This window comes from Patiriisocius marinus (assembly GCF_008974325.1).
Taxonomy (GTDB): Bacteria; Bacteroidota; Bacteroidia; order Flavobacteriales; family Flavobacteriaceae; genus Patiriisocius; species Patiriisocius marinus.
Genome location: NZ_BKCG01000005.1, coordinates 211,076 through 229,466, shown reverse-complemented (window position 1 = coordinate 229,466; position 18,391 = coordinate 211,076). Strand labels below are relative to the sequence as shown.

Genomic DNA, 18,391 nt, shown 5'->3' with positions numbered 1-18,391 from the left:
TCTTAAAAAAGTATTGTGACAAGAATTAGGGCAAAGGAAATTGAGCAACTACAGATTGAACGCTTTATATCTAACGTGAAGCACGGTATCATATTTCAGACATTAGAAGCGTCTGAAACACCAGATTTTACTGCGGAGACGACTGATAAAATCATATCGATAGAACATACGAGATTCATTAACAATCAAAGTAAAATGATTGAAGTCTACCGGCAAAGTATTATCGATGCAGCACGCCTTAAATTTGAGGATAAGTACGATGTGGAGTTGCAATGTATGTTCAGGTACTCCGATGCCGTGATGGACAAGCGACATTCTAAAAACCATTATATTGACTTGTTTTTCAGTCTTGTAGAAACTATTTATTTAGCAAATAAGGGAAGAGATTTTAGAGTTAGTACTAAACATTGCAAGTTAGAAAATGAATTTGTAGATAGTATCAATGTGAGCTCAGATACTACTTGGAGTAACTGGCAATCTGTAGGTGCATATCTGGTAAAGCCAATAGATTACAAAGATGTACAACTTGTAATAAATCACAAAGCCAGTCTAATTACCCAATACCCAAATAATATTGATGAAAAATGGCTTGTTATTATTGCTGGCTTAGGTCATCGATCATCAGGATACAGATTCGATTTACTCGATAGGTCATCAATTGATAAAAACGGTTTTGATCGTATTTATTTTTTTGATGATAGATCTGAAGATACTATTGAGATTGTTTAATTGGAATTAAAGACTAATGATACCATTTCTTTCAGATTATTATCCTCTTCGGTAATCCACTGGTTATTTTCTATTAATTTCTTTAAAATAGTTTTATGCTTTGTATCTAAGTCTTTTATGTCAAGATTAGAATAATTTTCAGGATTATCCATATCTGCCCATAGGCTTTTATGTTCCGACTTTACGATGCTTTTTGGATTTGCGGTTGGATATAACAACTTAATATTAGGGATAATTTTTTTTATCATATTAAAAATGAGTAAGCCATCATAATCCCAGTCTGCGGAGTAATAAATTGGTAAACCTCTGTTATCTGTGAATTTTAATTTATCAATATTTTTACCGCCAGCATACCATAATTCATACCCATATTTTTGTGGTAATGATGGCCTTTTTAAAAAGTCTAAATTTTCACAAAGTATTATTAGATTAGCTTTCTCGCATAGTAGCTTGTACATATACTGCTGATCTTTATCATTTGCAAGTTCTTCAATTTGAAGTATTTGTTTTATAGCATCTATGAGCGATTTCTTTCCGAGCAAATACTTTTCATTTTTAAAAAACATAGAAGATACATTTCTAACAGTATCTTCATTTTTGATAATTTGGTCTCGTATTGGCAATAGCTGACCATTATCCATACGACGCTTCATATCCATTAGCTCAATAATATCTGCCTCTTCAAATCTTGTTTGGGGTTTTAAGAGTTTATTATGTTCTAAAAAATCATAGTATTGATTAAACTTCTCTAAATGCTCTTCTTCATACATCTCAAAAAATTCTTCATCATCAGAATAATAAATTTTATAACCTTCTTTTATCTCTTGAGTATCGTTCAGTAAATGTTGAAACAAAGAGTCCTTGATTAAAGTTTCTTTAATCTTTGTCTGTTTATCTCTATAAAGTTCATTTAGGGATTTTAGTGCGACCCAATTCATTGTTTATTTATATTTTTTAAGTAATCTGATAAATCTTCTCTAGATTCATTTGTTTTAAAATAGCTGCTTGGCATCGCATAATTAATATTAACGTCTTCATAGCCCTCTATTAAATGGTGTAAATACCAACCTTCATTTTCATTAGATCCGTAAGGTTCTGGTGTCATCGTTAGCATTTGATATCCAAACTCTTTTGCTATGTTAGGAAATGTGTTAAAGTTACCTTTATCCATATTTGAGACTTCTTCAAGTATTAAAAACTTTACACCTTTTCTATCTTCCTTTTGTACAATAGAAAGTCTCCCAATACCTAATAAAACAATCGCAGTATAGCTTTGTCCTGTGCTTCCTGTTTGGTCAACTCCATCTTTGTCAAGCAACCTCGTACTCAAATCAAAATACGTTTTCGGGTCTAATAGATCTGAAAATTTAATCTTTTCGTTGTAGGATGTTGTTTCTGTGAAAATCTTCTCAACAAAACTTTCTACTGAGTCTGAAAATTGCAATTCTCCTTCTGAATATGCAGCTTGTGTGGAAGATTGTAAATTTTTCATCCAATCTATTTTAAAAGTCTCATTAGGTGTGAAGTCGATCTTGAAGTTGTATTTATCACTAATAAGTCGCTCACTAAAGAAGTCGTTTAAATCTTCAACTATTTTTTCAAAGTCTTTATATTTTGTTTTTGTCAACTTAAATATTCGGAGCATCGCCTGAGTGATGGCCTGCATTACTTTAGTTCTGTTTTGATTGGATTTTTTAAGTGCTGGTGCCAGATTTTCTGTATGCTTAATTTTTGGACCTAAAAGAACTAATTCTAAAACTTCAAATGAATAGTTTTGATCATCCATCTGGTTTTTAACTTCTAAGTCATCCTTTGTAGTATCAAACTGAGACGATGCTTTACCATAAGCGTTTATATAATTATCCTTGTGCTTATTATGTTGTTTACTAAGGTCATCTAAATCAATCGAGTCGAGGTTGGTAGGTTTTAAATCGTTAATATTTAAGAGCTTAAAATGCTTTTTAAAATTTGTTAACGCGTCTTCGTATTGTTTCTTTAAGTCATCTCTTTCCTTTTCTTTTGCTGTAAGTAGTTCGTTTAATGTAGTTAAGTTATCTTCCTTTTGGGTTATTGTAGATTTTGAGTTTTTAAGTTTGTTTTGTAATTCTTTATAAACGGATTTTTTAGCAGCTATTTTTTGAATATAAGACGTTAACTGGTCGTCTATTTTCTCATCAGTAATTTTAATTGGAATTTTCTTTTCAAGCATCTCTAACTCCTGTAATGATTGCGCCAACTCTTTTTGATCAGTAAGGATCTTTGTAGAAAGACTTTCGGCTATACTCATTGCGATTTTTGAGGATTCGTATAATGAGAAGTCTTTAAAATTTTTATTGAGATTTTTTAACTCATCAACCGATGACAGATTATTAACGTCTCCTTTCTCAAATTTCAAAATTTCGACAAGTTCATTTTTAATAGACTTGATTTGCTCATCAATTGCATTCTGCTTTTTTTTTTTGGCAATTTTCATTTTAGCAGTATCTGCAAATATTTGCTTCTCATTGGAATAAGGTACGAATGTTCGCAGAGCACCAACCTTGAACCAATAACCAGAATTAACTTTATCGTCTTCTATATTATCATATTTTAAAAGAGAACTATCTTTAGTGAATTGTGTTCCTTTAGAAGGATTATCTGGTTTTTCCAAATGAACATTTTTGAGCAATCCAAACAGAACCGTTTCCTCTTCTACCGTAAGATTTCTTCCATTTTTTATAATTTGTGCTATTAATGAGCCATCTTCTCCAGCAGAAAGAATACGATTAAGCGCTTCCAAATCAGCAAGTTCTGAGGTTTTTTTCTCTTTGTATTCTGTTATTATTTTTCGTTGCGATAGCGTTTTTTCATTTATGTTATGTATCGTGCCGTATTTTTCTAAAGCTGAATTAAGCTTATTTATCTTTTCAATGATTATCTGGTCGCCATATTCATCAATATCTATCTCGACTAAATTTGCTTGATCTATTATAGGTAGCTTCATTTTTTGAAGCTGGTTAAGACTTTCTAATTTTTTCGATCTTGTATTGAACAGATTTTTATAATTTATGAAGAATATTTGAGCATTAGAATAGGTGTCGTATTCCGACTTTGTAATTCCTATTTGTTTTTCAATTTTAGGGACTCCTTTTTTTAAATTACTAATAAAATCTGTTTCCTTCTTTATCTTATCGGAAGTATCTGTGCAGTTAGTTGCTACTTTATCATACCTAAAATAATTGATGTGATATTTTGCTATAAGGTATTTTTTTTGAGATTCATTTTTAAGCTGTTGTAACTCTTTAAGATCGCCTAACACTTCTTGTTTTAATTCAATCGTATGTATTTCCTCATCCAGCTCATTGTATTCATTTATTAGTTTCTCAAGCTTCTCTTTGTTTGATTGGTATTTAGACTGAAGCGTGTCCAAACTATTTTCAAATAGAAAATCTTTTAAAATCTTATCGCTTTCAGTATCTAACGAGTTTGCTTTTGAAAAGGATTGTATCACTTTCGCGAAAGCGTCCATATTTTCATCAATCGCAAGATTTATGGGCAAAAGCTCATTTGAATAAAGAAATTCATAGTATTCCTTTTTATCTTCTACATCCGTAAACGATTTCAGAAATCCTTTTTTATTCTTTTTAAGGTGTCTTGCAAGTTGGCTTATAGGCAAAAAGTGGCCATCTTTTAAAAAATCTTTACTATATGATAGCTGGTCGGCGTTAAGTGACAAAGTTTCAAGGTCTTTTTTGTCATTATCATTATAGGCTTGGTTTAATATCCAGAAAGATTTCAAAGGTCTGCTACGCTTGTTACCTATGTTAGTACCAATGGTTATAAATTCATTTTTCTTAAACTCAATATGTATAAAAACGTAGGCATCATCGGTATCGTAAGGTATGGTATGTATGTGCCTATCTTTGTTTTTAAAACTTTCTGTACCAAAACTTATTTTGCTCTTTTGCCCAATAAATATAAGTTGAAATAAGTCTGCAATAAGCGATTTACCAATACCATTATTACCGGTAAAATCTGTTCTTACGCGATGCAGTAAATAGTCTTGATTATAGTGCTTTCTAATACCAACCGTAGATAGCGAAAAGATTCTAGGATATTCTATCATTGTAATTGGCTAAGGTATTTTTCACTGAACTCTGTGAAGTTTGTAATTTCTTTTTCATATAATTTTTGAAACCTAATAATGGGTTCACGAAGCACAAAATGAATTTCTTCGCCATCCTCGACTGCCAGGTTTGTAATCCATCCTAGCCTACTGAATTCTCTTAACACACTTTTAAATGGTTTTATAACTTTTATTGACCAGTCGCCCTCAAGATAATCGTCTTGCACTTTGTTGAAAAATAATTTTTTGTACAAAATGTTGTTCTCACTTTCTTTAATTTCTTTTTTAATGTCCGCAAAGCGTACCTCTTTTTTATTTTCAAAATACTGCTCATAATACATATTAAGTAATATTAGACCTATTAGCGTTTGTTTCTGAGTTAACATTTTGTGGCGCGACGGATTTGCAAGTGCCCCTTTAGATGTATCGGGATAATCGACATAGTAGTATTTAGAGTTCTCTCTGGTTTCCATTAATAGTTCTAAACCATATAATTTTTCATAATAAAACGAAAGTTCGTTGTAGTAATCTTTAAGTAGTTTGTAGAGATAAAATCTATCTTTCTGGATGTGCCTACCAGATAGCAATTCAATATTCAAATCTGCAAAATATTCTTGTACGTCGGCGTTTTCAAAAAACGAAAAATTTTGATTTATCTCTTTATTATTTTCATTTTCCATAATGCAATATTTTGTGACAGCGAGGATTCTGGTATTTCTCTGTCTATTTTAATTTCATACTCTTTATTATGTCTTGCAAACTCTACAAGTTCAAACCCTACTTTAAGTGCAATTAAAGTATCATTTTCTTTCAATGCGATATCGTAAAAATGATTGCTAAAATCAATCTCTCTTTCTTTTTGCAACTGCTTTTTGAATAGATTAACCCATTTTGCGGTATTCTCTTGCCTTGTTAATTCTGTATCCAGTTTCAAAACTTGTGATTTAAGATGTGCTTCATTAGTCTTAGGCTCAATAACGTAGCTTTTCTGAAGACCAAATTCTTCATAATAAACCAAACCAATATGTTTAAAACGTTCAGTTACTACAGACTTAATTGGGAATTGTTCAGGTAATAAGAAACCTTCTTTTTTTGAAAATTTGGCTTGCTCTAATGTAAACTTCAATAGGCGCTTAATATTAATTCTAACTGCAGATTTATTTTTAAAATTATCTTGTACCGTTATAAGTTGCGTACTTGCATAGGCAGATCTGTCTAATAACTGTCCCAGTTTATATTCAACTTCAACAAAAAAGTCATCTACCTTTTTCTTAATTTCTACAGCTCTATCGTATTCCTCTCTTAAAATTTTATGCGCTTCTTTTTGCTTAGGCGTTTTATTATCAGGAAGACTATTTTTCTTCCTTAGAAAGTAGTTTACAACCTTTTCTATTTCTTCATCAAGACTGTTGCTTATTAAAAGAGTGTCTTTTATCTCCTCACTTTTTGCGGTGATTTTCTCAAATAAAATAGAAACGTTTTCTGCTGTTTTTAATGCAGAATCTTGATCTTGATTAATGTATACATTAAGCTCATCAATAGCTTTATTTACGTAATCCTTTAATGCCTCTAGATGATCTATAATAACGGTACCGCTGTTTCCTTCAAAATTGAATTCATACCATCTATTAAAATCATCTATACTTTTAATTTCTGCAGATTTAAAATCTGCAAGTTTTTTAAAAGTATCACGTAACGGAAATTTTGCGTACGGACTATAAAGTTTATTATCTAAAAGTTTGACGAATTTGAGTGCGAAATCGGTTAATGCATACTTAAAGCGTTCTTCTCTTGGGTGTTCTAAATAGTACTTTAGCAAACCATCTACAATAGCATCCGTATGAGGTACGACGCCGCTTTCCATAAGTGCCGCTTCTTTAATACATCTTTCAATATCTTTATATGTAAAGTGCTTATTTACCTGTCTATTAATGATTCTCTTATGAAGCATATAGACAGTAATACCGTCAATCTTCTTTGGAATAAGACTGGAGTATGATGCGTGTATGTCTGCTAAATCGAAATCTATAATTAATGAAGTTTAATGATTTGTGAGCTTACTAAGTTAAAAGAATTTCATTGTGATTTGTTCTTAATTTTCTAAAATATGATTTTATCGAGAGCATAAAAATTAGTTAAAGACAGCTTCAATGTTAAATAAATTTTTAACTTTGTATCAAATGAAACAATTTATCCACAAATCAATGGCAGTTTTTATGGCAGCCGTAGTTCTTATGACTACGATGTCGTTTACTGTGGATATGCATTATTGTGGAGATATACTTGTTGATTTTTCTTTTGTTCAACAAGTAGAAACTTGCGGAATGGAGAAAGCACAAGTAACTGTTTCTTGTGAGAAACCAACACTATCTAAAAAGTCTTGCTGCTCTGATGAGCAAATGGTTAAGCAAGGGCAAGATGATTTAAAGGTTTCTTTTGATTCACTCAGTTTCGAGCAACAAGTTTTTGTTGCCTCATTTACATATTCTTATTTAAATTTATTTGAAGGAACCGCAACTACAGATGTTCCTTTTGTTGCTTACTCGCCGCCCTTTGTCAAACAGGACGTGCAAGTGTTGCACCAGACTTTTCTTATTTGATCTATTAGACTTTTGAAACAAAGCCCAGCAGTTATACTGTAGTGGGCTGAATCTCGTGTACGGTATTTTTTACTTCGCACAATTTCAACTATCTAATAATCAAATCGTATGCTTAATAAGGCGATTAAATTTCTAATTGAAAATAAACTTGTAGCGGTACTTCTTTTAACTCTTTTTATAGGTTGGGGAGTTATAAACGCACCATTTAGTTGGGACACAGGTTTTCTACCTACCAATCCAGTTGCAGTAGACGCTATTCCAGACATTGGTGAAAATCAACAAATTGTTTTTACAAAATGGCAAGGGCGATCTCCGCAGGATATCGAAGACCAGATCACCTACCCACTTACGACTTCACTTCTGGGTATTCCTGGAGTTAAAACTATTCGTAGTTCTTCTATGTTTGGGTTTTCCAGTATCTATATCATTTTTGAAGAAGACGTAGAGTTTTATTGGTCACGTAGCCGCATTCTTGAAAAACTCAATTCGCTTCCTGCAAATTTATTGCCCGAAGGTGTCAACCCAGCTTTGGGCCCAGACGCAACGGGATTGGGACAAATATTTTGGTACACACTCGAAGGTCGTGATCAAGACGGTAATGTTACTGGTGGTTGGGATTTGCAAGAATTACGTAGTATTCAGGATTATTACGTGAAGTATGGATTGTCTTCTGCAGGCGGCGTTTCAGAAGTAGCATCTATCGGCGGCTATGTTCAGGAATACCAAGTGGATATTGACCCAGAAAAAATGCGTCAATATAACATAAGTCTCTCCCAGATAGCAAAAACTGTCAAGGAAAGCAATCAAGACATCGGTGCTCAAACTTTAGAAATTAACCAAGCCGAATATCTCGTGCGTGGTTTAGGGTATGTGAAATCGATAGCAGATATAGAAAATGCAGTCGTAGATTCAGAAAACTTCACTTCTATTCGTATAAAGGACGTTGCAAATGTTCATTTAGGACCAGCAACAAGGCGTGGTATTCTAGACAAAGAAGGTGCCGAAGTTGTAGGTGGTGTTGTGGTAGCTCGCTATGGCGCAAACCCAATGGAAGTCATTAATAATGTAAAAGATCAAATTGCCGAATTATCATCAGGACTTCCAACTAAAATATTAGCAGATGGTCGCACCTCACAATTAACTATTGTTCCATTCTATGACCGTACACAGCTCATTGAGGAAACACTTCATACACTTAACGAAGCGCTTACTCTTGAAATACTCATTACTATTTTAGTAATTATCGTAATGGTATTTAATCTACGAGCATCCATTCTAATTTCAGGATTATTACCTGTAGCGGTATTGATGGTTTTCGTCGCGATGAAGCTTTTTAATGTAGATGCAAATATTGTTGCACTATCAGGAATTGCTATTGCTATTGGTACAATGGTGGATGTAGGCGTCATACTTGCCGAAAATATGATTCGGCATTTGGAAGATGAGAAGTTACGCTTTCGCGAAAGCGGTATAGAATACACCACAAACGAAATAATCTACAACGCTACTGCTGAAGTTTCTGGCGCAATCTTAACTGCGGTACTCACAACGATTATCAGTTTCTTGCCCGTTTTTACAATGATAGGTGCAGAAGGTAAATTATTCCGTCCACTGGCGTTTACAAAGACGATGGCACTTGCATCCTCTTTAGTTATTGCTCTATTTATAATTCCGCCAGTTGCTGCTTTCCTTTTTAGAAATAATACTCTTAGAGAACGTACTAAATACATTGTCAATAGTGTTCTCATCATTCTAGGCGTTACGGCGATTATTTTCGGCTACTGGCTAGGACTTATTTTAATTGCCTTTGGTGTCGTAGCAATTTTGAGTGTGAGAGAGATTATTACAGCAAAACGAGCAAATCTCATTCATATTATTATTTCCTGTATTGCGATAGTCATACTTCTTGCCGAATACTGGAGACCGCTAGGTTTTGACCGTAGCATTTTTCTCAATTTGATATTTGTATCTATTATCTGTTTCGGACTGCTGGGTGTATTCTCTATTTTCAGAATGTATTATGATAGAATACTACGCTGGGCATTAGAAAATGAACTTTTGTTTTTAATTATTCCAGCAACGGTATTGACGTTTGGGTTTTTGATTATGCGTAATACTGGTAAAGAATTTATGCCAGCACTTAATGAGGGTTCATTCTTATTAATGCCTACATCCTTACCACACGCAGGAGTTGAAGAAAATAAACGTGTACTACAACAGCTCGATATGGCAGTGGCAAGCATTCCAGAAATTGAAACGGTAGTAGGTAAATCTGGAAGAACAGATTCTGCTTTAGATCCTGCTCCACTCTCTATGTATGAAAATGTAATTCAGTATAAATCTGAATATATACGTAACGAGAATGGTGAAAGACAACGCTATCAGGTAAATGATGACGGATTTTTTGTCCTCAAAAATAATAAGTTCATCGTAAATCCAAATAACGAAGTTGAGAAAAATGCAAATTATGATAAAGCAAGTCTACAGACTTCTGCAAACCGGGATGATTTAATTGAAGATAACGATGGCGAGTATTACAGAAACTGGCGACCAGACATCAATAGCCCAGATGATATTTGGAATGAAATAGTTAAGGTGACCAAATTCCCAGGAGTTACTTCTGCACCCAAATTACAGCCTATTGAAACTAGGCTCGTGATGCTACAGACGGGAATGCGAGCGCCTATGGGAATTAAAGTAAAGGGTCCTGATTTAAAAACGATTGAGGATTTCGGTTTACAATTAGAAGGTATTTTAAAACAAGCCGAAGGTGTAAAAGAACAAGCTGTTTTTGCAGACCGTATTGTTGGGAAACCTTATTTACTTATTGATATCAAGCGAGAACAATTGGCCAGATACGGTATTTCAGTAATGGATGTGCAGGAGGTTCTTAAAGTAGCTGTTGGAGGAATGCCACTTACACAAACTGTTGAAGGTCGCGAGCGCTATGGTATTCGTGTACGTTACCCACGGGAATTACGTGGTAATGAAGACGACTTAAAAAAAATTTATGTTCCGGTTGAAAAAGGGAATCCTGTGCCATTAGGCGAGTTAGTAGACATTCGTTACGAACAAGGACCGCAAGTCATTAAAAGTGAAGACACATTCTTAATTGGTTATGTACTATTTGATAAACTCGATGGTTTTGCCGAAGTAGATGTTGTAGAGAATGCACAGGCATTAATTCAGGAAAATATTGATACGGGAAAATTGGTTGTTCCTTCAGGTATAAGCTATCGCTTTACGGGAACCTATGAAAATCAATTAAGAGCAGAAAAAACCTTAGCGGTTGTAGTTCCACTTTGCCTACTCGTAATTTTCTTGATTCTTTATTTCCAGTTCAAGTCAGTTTCCACGTCGTTGATGGTTTTTTCTGCGATTGCTGTGGCGTTTGCTGGTGGCTTTATAATGATCTGGTTATATGGTCAAGATTGGTTTTTCAATTTTAGTCTCTTTGGCGAGAATATGCGAGACCTCTTTAATATGAAAACTATCAATTTAAGTGTTGCCGTATGGGTAGGGTTTATAGCGCTGTTTGGTATTGCTACAGATGATGGTGTGGTAATGGCCACTTATTTAGACCAATCTTTTGAAAGTAAAAATCCAGATACTAAAAAAGGGATAAGGCTTGCTACTTTAGAGGCAGCTGGAAAACGTATTAGACCTTGTTTAATGACAACCGTTACAACCGTACTCGCTTTACTTCCAGTCCTTACGTCTACTGGAAAAGGTAGTGATATAATGATACCTATGGCGATACCTATTTTTGGTGGGATGATTATAGATGTTACATCCTATTTTCTACTACCAGTATTGTATAGCTGGAAAAAAGAATTTCAACTTAAAAGAGCAAACAAATGAAAAATACACTAATAATTCTTTGTCTTTTGTTTGTTTCCGCTTTCGCGAAAGCGCAACAATTACAAGCATACATAGACGAGGCACAATCTAATAACCCAGACATTCAGGCTTTTGAATTGCGCTATAATAGAGCCGAAGAAAAAGTAAATGAGGCTGACTGGATTCCTAATACAGAGATAAGCGCAGGCTATTTTTTGAGCACACCAGAAACCAGAACAGGAGCGCAACGAGCACGTATAGGTGTAAAACAAATGTTGCCTTGGTTTGGAACTATAACAGCACGTGAAAATTATGCCACCTCTATGGCAGATACCGAGTATGTGGAAATCGCGATTGCAAAACGAAAGTTAGCGCTTTCTGTTTCTCAATCGTATTATAGACTATACGCCATTCGAGCAAAGCAAGAAGTACTTGAAGAGAATATCCAGCTTTTAAATACTTACGAGCGATTAGCTTTAACATCTGTAGAAGTGGGCAAAGCGAGTGCGGTAGATGTACTGCGTTTACAAATACGCCAGAACGAAATGCAACAGAAAAAAGAAGTGCTTGAAGAAGAATTTATCGCAGAGCAAACTGTATTTAATAATTTATTAAATAAAGAAAAAAATGCCCTGATTACTATTCCTACAGAGATGAATATTCCAGAAATAGACTCAATCAAAACTTTAGAAGGTTTAGCATTAAATCCTGAATTACTCAAGTACGATAAACTTTACGAATCTGTAGCGCAATCAGAGTTACTCAATCAGCGTGAAGGATTGCCTACGATAGGTTTTGGCGTGGATTATTTACCTGTTAGTGAGCGTACAGATGCATTTCCTAGCGATAATGGTAAAGATATTTTGATGCCTATGGTTTCTGTTTCTATTCCCATTTTTAATAATCGGTATAAATCTATTTCTAAGCAAAATGAACTGCGACAGCAAGAAATTAACTTGCAAAAGGATGAGCGATTAAATGTGCTGGAGTCAGCTTTCGCGAAAGCGATATCCCAACATAATCAGTCCAGAATAGCATACAACACACAAGCTAAAAATTTAAAGCAAGCTAAAGATGCCGAACAAATTCTCATCAAGAATTATGAAACGGGAACTATCGATTTTAACGACGTGCTGGATATTCAAGAGCTACAACTCAAATTTGAGTTGAATCAGGTGGAATCCATACAGATGTATTACATACAATCTGCATTGATTAATTACCTAATCAACTAACCGATGGAAAAGAAATTATTCATAAAAAATATGGTTTGTAATCGCTGTATTAAAGCAATCCAGAGAGATGTCGATGCATTGGGTATTCAGTCAAAACATATCGAATTGGGCTCTATAATTTATGAACAGAAATCTAAAGATGATTTTCAAAATATAAAAGATGCCTTAGAAAACAATGGCTTTGAAATTCTACTTGCTCAAGACCAGCAATTAGTAGAACAAACTAAAATTGAACTCATCAAATTACTGCAAAAATTACCTTTACAATTAGAGAAAACACTCTCTAAATATTTAGAAAGTACAATGAATATTGAGTACTCAAAAATCAGTAAGATTTTTTCATTTAATGAAAGTATAACTATAGAAAAATACTTTATCAAATTGAAAATAGAAAAAGTAAAAGAACTGATACAATTACAAGAAAACAACTTTACAGAAATTTCACAACTACTTGATTATAGCAATTTAACGCATTTAAGTAATCAATTTAAAAATGAGACAGGTATGAGCTTAACAGAGTACAAAGACAACAAGCAAAATTTTAGGAATCCTTTAGACCGAATTGTGTAAATACCAACCATAATTAATAGATAGCAAGCTGTTAACCAACAGTATTTTTATAAAAAAAGATAACTATGAAAACAAAATTGATATTTCTTTTACTACTTGCTTTAACAACGGGCGTTTTTGCTCAAGAAGTACAGTTAGAAGGAAACATAAATAACCTTCCTATAAGAGAACACACCATCACCTTACGAGAGGCTACCGTAAATAAAGCAGGAAAAGACGTTATGGGAATGACCGTTAATGGAACCATTCCTGGTCCGACATTAGAATTTACCGAAGGAGAATATGCAATTATTTATGTAAAGAACGAGATGAGTGTAGAAACATCGGTGCATTGGCACGGACTTTTACTTCCTAACTTTTACGATGGTGTTCCTTACTTAAATACACCACCTATAGAACCAGGCCATACACAGAAATATGAATTTCCTATCAAGCAATCTGGAACCTACTGGTATCACTCGCATACAATGTTACAAGAACAAAGCGGTGTTTATGGTTCCATTGTAATTCAGCCTAAAGAAAAAGTGTTGGATTATGATAAAGAATTGGTATTGGTTTTTTCTGATTGGACTAATGAAAAGCCAATGAACGTATTGCGTAATTTAAAACGTGGCAACGAATGGTATGGCATTAAAAAAGGAACAGCTACACCACTAAATCAAGTAATCGCACGAGGTGCTTTTGGTGCGCAATTAGATTTTTGGAGACAGCGTATGGAAGGTGCAGATATTGCAGATGTATATTATCCTGCATTTTTAATTAATGGAGAAGAAAGCATTGACTATCCAGAATTTAAAGCTGGTGAAAAAATAAGACTACGAATGATTAATGGAGGAGCTTCTACCTCTTTTTGGATGACTTTTGGTGGGGAAACGCCTGTACTGGTTTCTTCAGATGGATTAGATGTGGTTCCTGTAGAAAGAAATAAAACTTTTATAGGAGTAGCCGAAACGTATGATTTTATTGTCACGGTACCAAAAGAAGGTAAGATGGAATTTAGAATTACTGCACAAGATGGTTCTGGTACAGCATCTGCTTTTATAGGTAATGGTACAATTTTACCTGCAATGGATGTTGCTCGACCAGATAAAATCGGGATGATGCAAAAAATGGCTAAAATGGATATGAAAATGGGTGCACACGCCTTAAAATTTCAGCCAGGTAAGGATGAGCGTTTTGAGATGAATGAGGAATACGGGATGCAGATGGATAAAATGGAGGGAATGAAAATGGATGGAGAGATGAAAATGGATCATTCTAAAATGGAAATGCCTAAAGATTCAATGCTAGTGGATCACTCTAAAATGAAAGGTATGAAGACGGATCATTCAAAAACATCTGGAATGGATATGAATAAGTCAAAAGATACTATAGCAATGGGTAAGATGGACCATTCTAATATGGCAGGAATGGATATGAATAAAGACAAAACAATGTCTGGAATGAATATGAAGAAAGAGGATTCTATGCCGGGAATGAAGATAGAAGGAATGGATATGTTTTCCGAATACAATTACGATTATTTAAAGTCGCCAGAGAAAACAACCTACGACAAGAATGTTCCTGTAAAAGAAATCTTATTGAATCTTACTGGTAATATGAATCGTTACATCTGGAGTATGAATGGTGTACCATTGTCTGAGGCTGATAATATCAAAATAAATAATAAGGAGGTAACGCGCATTACATTCAATAACCTGACGATGATGCACCACCCAATGCACTTGCACGGTCACTTTTTTAGAGTACTTAATGAAAATGGTGAATACTCGCCATTAAAGCACACGGTAAATGTGCCACCAATGCAAAAAATGACCATAGAATTTTATGGAAATAATGGCGATGAGGCTGGAGACTGGTTTTTCCATTGCCACATTTTATATCATATGATGGGTGGTATGGCAAGAGTAGTGTCTTATGATACGCCAAGAGACCCAAGAATGGATGAATTTCCAGCTTCTAAAATCATTGAAGAAACTAATAAATGGTACACTTGGGGAATGGCAGATGTTGCATCGCATACTACAGGTTTTAATTTATTGACTTCGAATATTAGAAATCAATTTAATGCCTCTTTTGAATATGGCTGGAATGAGAATATGGAAGGAGAATTTACATATGAACGCTATCTACACGATTATTTACGAGTTTTTGGAGGAGTTAATATTGAAAATGAATCTCCAGACAGCTTAGATGAATTTAGTACTACAGCAGTTGTTGGTGTGCGTTATTTAACGCCCTACTTATTCAATTTAGATGTGCGTGTCGATAATAAACTAAGACCAAGAATTGGTGTAGGACGCAGTATAATGATATTCCCTAAACTGTCTGTATTCGGTTATTATGAATACCAAATAGATTTAGGTTTCGTAGATGATTTACCTATGAATAAAGATTTTACTTCAGAAACCGTATGGAGTGCAGGAGCCGAATATATGCTATCTAGAAATTTCTCGTTAATGGGAAGTTATGATAACCGCTTTGGAGCTGGCGGAGGATTATCCGTAAGATTTTAAGTAAATAATATTAACACTAAAACAAATAGTAATGAGAAAACTAAAATTAACAATAGGTATAGTTGCAATAGCATTTATCACGGTAACAGCGGTGTCTTGCAAAGACGCAAAAAAGGAACAAAATACCTCAGATGGTAATCATTCAGAAATGAACCACGATAATAGCGATGGACATCACGATGGAGAAAGCAAGAAAATGGCAATGAATGGAGATGGCGCATCACAAGCTATTTTAAATGACTATTTCAATCTTAAAGATGCATTGGTCGCAGACGATAATGTAAAGGCAAAAAACCTTGGTGCAACCCTTGCTAAAAGTTTAGGAAATCTTGATGTTTCAAATTATTCAGATGCTAAAAAAGCAGATTTAAAGGATATTATTGAAGATGCTGTTGAGCATTCAGAGCATATTTCAAAAAATGATATAGACCACCAACGTGAGCACTTTAAAATCTTAAGCAAGGATGTAACTGATATGGTAGCAATTACAGGAACAACAACAAAATTATACGAACAATTTTGTCCAATGTTTGACGGTGGTTCAGCTTGGTTAAGTATGAATGAAGAAGTAACAAACCCATACTATGGTAGCAAAATGCTTAAATGTGGTAAAGTGCAAAGAGAAATTAACTAAATGAAAAAAGCTATAAAAATCATAGCAATTATCGCATTGGTCGTTCTTGTGGGAATTCAATTTGTACCCACAGAACGCAACCAAAGCGATATTGTCCCAGTAACCGATTTTATGTTGGTTAATAATGTACCTAAAACTATTCAAAAAAAGTTGCAAGTATCCTGCTATGATTGCCATAGTAATAACACCCGATACCCTTGGTATAATAAAGTGCAACCTTTTACCTGGTTTTTAGAAGGTCACATTAAAGAAGGAAAAGCGGAACTAAATTTCAACGAATGGGATTCGTTATCAAACCGAAGAAAGAAAAGTAAACTTCGATCAATTATTAAACAAATAGAAAGCGGAGAAATGCCTTTAGATTCTTACACCTTAATTCATAAAGACGCAACGTTCTCAAAGGAAGAAACGAATGAAATAATCAATTTCATCACACAATTAAAGGATAGTTTATAAATAATAATTAAATATTAAGGAAAATGAAAAATTTAAAAATGAGTATAGCAGCAATGCTATTGTTAACAATTTCTTTTACTAATGCACAGGAAAAAGAAAAAATGAACCACGGAGAAATGGAAATGGATCATAGTAAAATGAAAATGGGAGATGCCAAAACAGAAGTAATTCTTACTGATTATTTTATGTTGAAAGATGCTCTAGTAGGAGATGACACCAAAAAAGCCGCACAAGCAGGTACTAAACTAGTAGCCTCTCTTAAATCATTTGATAAAAGTAGCTACACAAAAGATCAGCAAAAGGAGCTAACCGACATTATAGAAGATGCTACTGAACACTCAGAACATATTGCTGAAAGTGCCATAGACCACCAAAGAGAGCATTTTAAGATCTTGAGTAAGGATATTACCGATATGATAGCTATTACAGGGTCAAAAAGCACATTGTACCAACAATTTTGCCCAATGTATGATAAAGGGAGTGCTTGGTTAAGCACAAGTGAAGAAATTAGAAATCCTTATTATGGAAGCTCAATGTTGAAGTGTGGAAAAGTTCAAAAAACTATTCAATAGATAGTCCCTTGTATAGAAATCTTTTCAATACTCTGGTTTATTAGTTAACAGAAAGTTGAGAGATGATAAGGATATCTGAATAGTTAAAAAGTCCTGTTTTGGAAGGAAAAATAATTGATGGTTAGTGTTAGTTACTTCCCAATTCAAGCACAAATTAAAGTCCTAATAAGAGAAAGGGATGTTCTTTTCATTGGTTGGTTTAGTAAACCCTTTCTCTTTTTTAGGCACAATGTATTAATTAAAAAAAAATAGTAAAGAGTATCTGATTTTATGAGATGAAAGACTTAAGTGGTTAATCGTTTAATACTAGTTCGCCCCACATTTTTAAGTATAAAATAAAGATTTCAGTTTACTAATCACAATCAAAAAATATGTAAAGTGAATGAAGAATTGTTGTAATACTAATAATGCCAAAGCCCAAAATAAGAGCTCTTTTGCAAAATGGTTCAATTATTTAGTGTATGCAATATTAATAGCAATAATTGGCGGTGCATTGGTGCTACAGATATTAGTTTAAAAGAATAATATAATTGAAGAGACCTTTGATGAAAAATCATAGTTAACTAATTAATGAATGGGTAAAGAAAAAGACATAGAAACTACAACTGCGTTTTATGGGCAGCTATTCTATGGTTCTAAGTATGTGCTATTAGTGCTGCTTATCGCTTCGGTAGTCGAACTGTACGCTATGCCTAGTCTTGATGCGTCTTACGTTACAATTATAATTTTAGTTTTAACATTGATTAAAATTGGGTTTATTATAGCCTTGTCCTTTAATCAGTTGATGAAAATAATTGCTCAAAGTCATCTCTTGAGTCACGTATTGGTGCTGTTCGGATATTTGATTGTGTTGGTTATATTCTCGTTTGCAATAGATTTTACAGCATTACAATTTTTGGACCCTACTCATTTTAAAGTCAACAATGGCATTGGAAATAATGGACTCTCGGTATTTTTCGATTTATCCTATTTCAGCCTTATTACATTTTCATCTGTAGGATTTGGAGATATAGTTCCAATAACGGTTCCTGCTAAAATTTTAGTAACACTTGAGGTATTACTTAGATTTTTCGTGTTGGTTTTTGGTATCGCAAATGTGAATAGAATTAGAGTGAATAAATAACCCTTTAAAGA

The 18,391-nt window shown here is 33.9% G+C and carries 14 protein-coding genes; 10 read left to right on the top strand and 4 right to left on the bottom strand.

Features of this window, described 5'->3' with window-relative positions:
- The first annotated feature begins 15 nt into the window (after positions 1–15).
- On the top strand, positions 16–729 hold the full coding sequence (locus tag GBH57_RS11015) for a hypothetical protein (protein ID WP_151674541.1): 714 nt from the start codon (positions 16–18) through the stop codon (positions 727–729).
- Here the strand turns inward: GBH57_RS11015 and GBH57_RS11010 are convergent.
- Genes GBH57_RS11010 through GBH57_RS10995 form a run of 4 tightly spaced genes read right to left on the bottom strand, consistent with a single transcriptional unit; the run spans position 726 to position 6,785 of the window.
- A complete protein-coding gene (locus GBH57_RS11010; RefSeq protein WP_151674540.1) occupies positions 726–1,667 on the bottom strand; it encodes a hypothetical protein in 942 nt (313 codons plus the stop codon). The two genes, GBH57_RS11015 and GBH57_RS11010, sit on opposite strands and share 4 nt — an antisense overlap.
- Positions 1,664–4,834 (bottom strand): hypothetical protein, encoded by a 3,171-nt coding sequence (locus tag GBH57_RS11005; protein ID WP_151674539.1) that lies wholly within the window; start codon positions 4,832–4,834, stop codon positions 1,664–1,666. The genes GBH57_RS11010 and GBH57_RS11005 overlap by 4 nt, the downstream gene beginning before the upstream one ends.
- Complete coding sequence (locus tag GBH57_RS11000) at positions 4,831–5,514, bottom strand: condensin complex protein MksE (RefSeq protein WP_151674538.1); 684 nt, start codon at positions 5,512–5,514, stop codon at positions 4,831–4,833. The genes GBH57_RS11005 and GBH57_RS11000 overlap by 4 nt, the downstream gene beginning before the upstream one ends.
- Positions 5,487–6,785 carry a hypothetical protein gene (locus tag GBH57_RS10995; protein ID WP_151674537.1) on the bottom strand — a complete coding sequence of 433 codons (1,299 nt, stop codon included), beginning with the start codon at positions 6,783–6,785 and terminating at the stop codon, positions 5,487–5,489. Before GBH57_RS10995 ends, GBH57_RS11000 begins: the two co-directional genes overlap by 28 nt.
- Before the next feature lie 229 nt (positions 6,786–7,014).
- Between GBH57_RS10995 and GBH57_RS10990 the strand changes: the two genes are divergently transcribed.
- The 9 genes from GBH57_RS10990 (at position 7,015) to GBH57_RS10950 (ending at position 18,380) form a co-directional block, all read left to right on the top strand.
- Positions 7,015–7,434, top strand: coding sequence for an HYC_CC_PP family protein (locus GBH57_RS10990; protein ID WP_151674536.1), 420 nt, complete (start codon positions 7,015–7,017; stop codon positions 7,432–7,434).
- 108 nt (positions 7,435–7,542) lie between these two features.
- Positions 7,543–11,295 (top strand): efflux RND transporter permease subunit, encoded by a 3,753-nt coding sequence (locus GBH57_RS10985; RefSeq protein WP_151674535.1) that lies wholly within the window; start codon positions 7,543–7,545, stop codon positions 11,293–11,295.
- Entirely contained in the window at positions 11,292–12,509 is a 1,218-nt protein-coding gene (locus GBH57_RS10980) for a TolC family protein (protein ID WP_151674534.1), read from the top strand. Before GBH57_RS10985 ends, GBH57_RS10980 begins: the two co-directional genes overlap by 4 nt.
- A gap of 3 nt (positions 12,510–12,512) precedes the next feature.
- Positions 12,513–13,079, top strand: coding sequence for a helix-turn-helix domain-containing protein (locus tag GBH57_RS10975; RefSeq protein ID WP_151674533.1), 567 nt, complete (start codon positions 12,513–12,515; stop codon positions 13,077–13,079).
- A gap of 65 nt (positions 13,080–13,144) precedes the next feature.
- On the top strand, positions 13,145–15,595 hold the full coding sequence (locus tag GBH57_RS10970; protein ID WP_151674532.1) for a multicopper oxidase domain-containing protein: 2,451 nt from the start codon (positions 13,145–13,147) through the stop codon (positions 15,593–15,595).
- Between the two features lie 31 nt (positions 15,596–15,626).
- Complete coding sequence (locus GBH57_RS10965) at positions 15,627–16,229, top strand: DUF3347 domain-containing protein (protein WP_151674531.1); 603 nt, start codon at positions 15,627–15,629, stop codon at positions 16,227–16,229.
- On the top strand, positions 16,230–16,685 hold the full coding sequence (locus GBH57_RS10960) for a heme-binding domain-containing protein (protein WP_151674530.1): 456 nt from the start codon (positions 16,230–16,232) through the stop codon (positions 16,683–16,685).
- A 23-nt stretch (positions 16,686–16,708) separates the two neighbouring features.
- Positions 16,709–17,257 carry a DUF3347 domain-containing protein gene (locus GBH57_RS10955; protein WP_151674529.1) on the top strand — a complete coding sequence of 183 codons (549 nt, stop codon included), beginning with the start codon at positions 16,709–16,711 and terminating at the stop codon, positions 17,255–17,257.
- 574 nt (positions 17,258–17,831) lie between these two features.
- Complete coding sequence (locus tag GBH57_RS10950; protein ID WP_151674528.1) at positions 17,832–18,380, top strand: ion channel; 549 nt, start codon at positions 17,832–17,834, stop codon at positions 18,378–18,380.
- The last annotated feature ends 11 nt before the right edge of the window (positions 18,381–18,391 follow it).

Excerpts from the sequence above, each read along its gene's own strand:
- GBH57_RS11010 (WP_151674540.1), bottom strand. The coding sequence starts at position 1,667 with ATGAATTGGGTCGCACTAAAATCCCTAAATGAACTTTATAGAGATAAA.
- GBH57_RS11005 (WP_151674539.1), bottom strand. The coding sequence starts at position 4,834 with ATGATAGAATATCCTAGAATCTTTTCGCTATCTACGGTTGGTATTAGA.
- GBH57_RS11000 (WP_151674538.1), bottom strand. The coding sequence starts at position 5,514 with ATGGAAAATGAAAATAATAAAGAGATAAATCAAAATTTTTCGTTTTTT.
- GBH57_RS10995 (WP_151674537.1), bottom strand. The coding sequence starts at position 6,785 with ATGCTTCATAAGAGAATCATTAATAGACAGGTAAATAAGCACTTTACA.
- GBH57_RS10990 (WP_151674536.1), top strand. The coding sequence starts at position 7,015 with ATGAAACAATTTATCCACAAATCAATGGCAGTTTTTATGGCAGCCGTA.
- GBH57_RS10985 (WP_151674535.1), top strand. The coding sequence starts at position 7,543 with ATGCTTAATAAGGCGATTAAATTTCTAATTGAAAATAAACTTGTAGCG.
- GBH57_RS10980 (WP_151674534.1), top strand. The coding sequence starts at position 11,292 with ATGAAAAATACACTAATAATTCTTTGTCTTTTGTTTGTTTCCGCTTTC.
- GBH57_RS10975 (WP_151674533.1), top strand. The coding sequence starts at position 12,513 with ATGGAAAAGAAATTATTCATAAAAAATATGGTTTGTAATCGCTGTATT.
- GBH57_RS10970 (WP_151674532.1), top strand. The coding sequence starts at position 13,145 with ATGAAAACAAAATTGATATTTCTTTTACTACTTGCTTTAACAACGGGC.
- GBH57_RS10965 (WP_151674531.1), top strand. The coding sequence starts at position 15,627 with ATGAGAAAACTAAAATTAACAATAGGTATAGTTGCAATAGCATTTATC.
- GBH57_RS10960 (WP_151674530.1), top strand. The coding sequence starts at position 16,230 with ATGAAAAAAGCTATAAAAATCATAGCAATTATCGCATTGGTCGTTCTT.
- GBH57_RS10955 (WP_151674529.1), top strand. The coding sequence starts at position 16,709 with ATGAAAAATTTAAAAATGAGTATAGCAGCAATGCTATTGTTAACAATT.
- GBH57_RS10950 (WP_151674528.1), top strand. The coding sequence starts at position 17,832 with ATGGGTAAAGAAAAAGACATAGAAACTACAACTGCGTTTTATGGGCAG.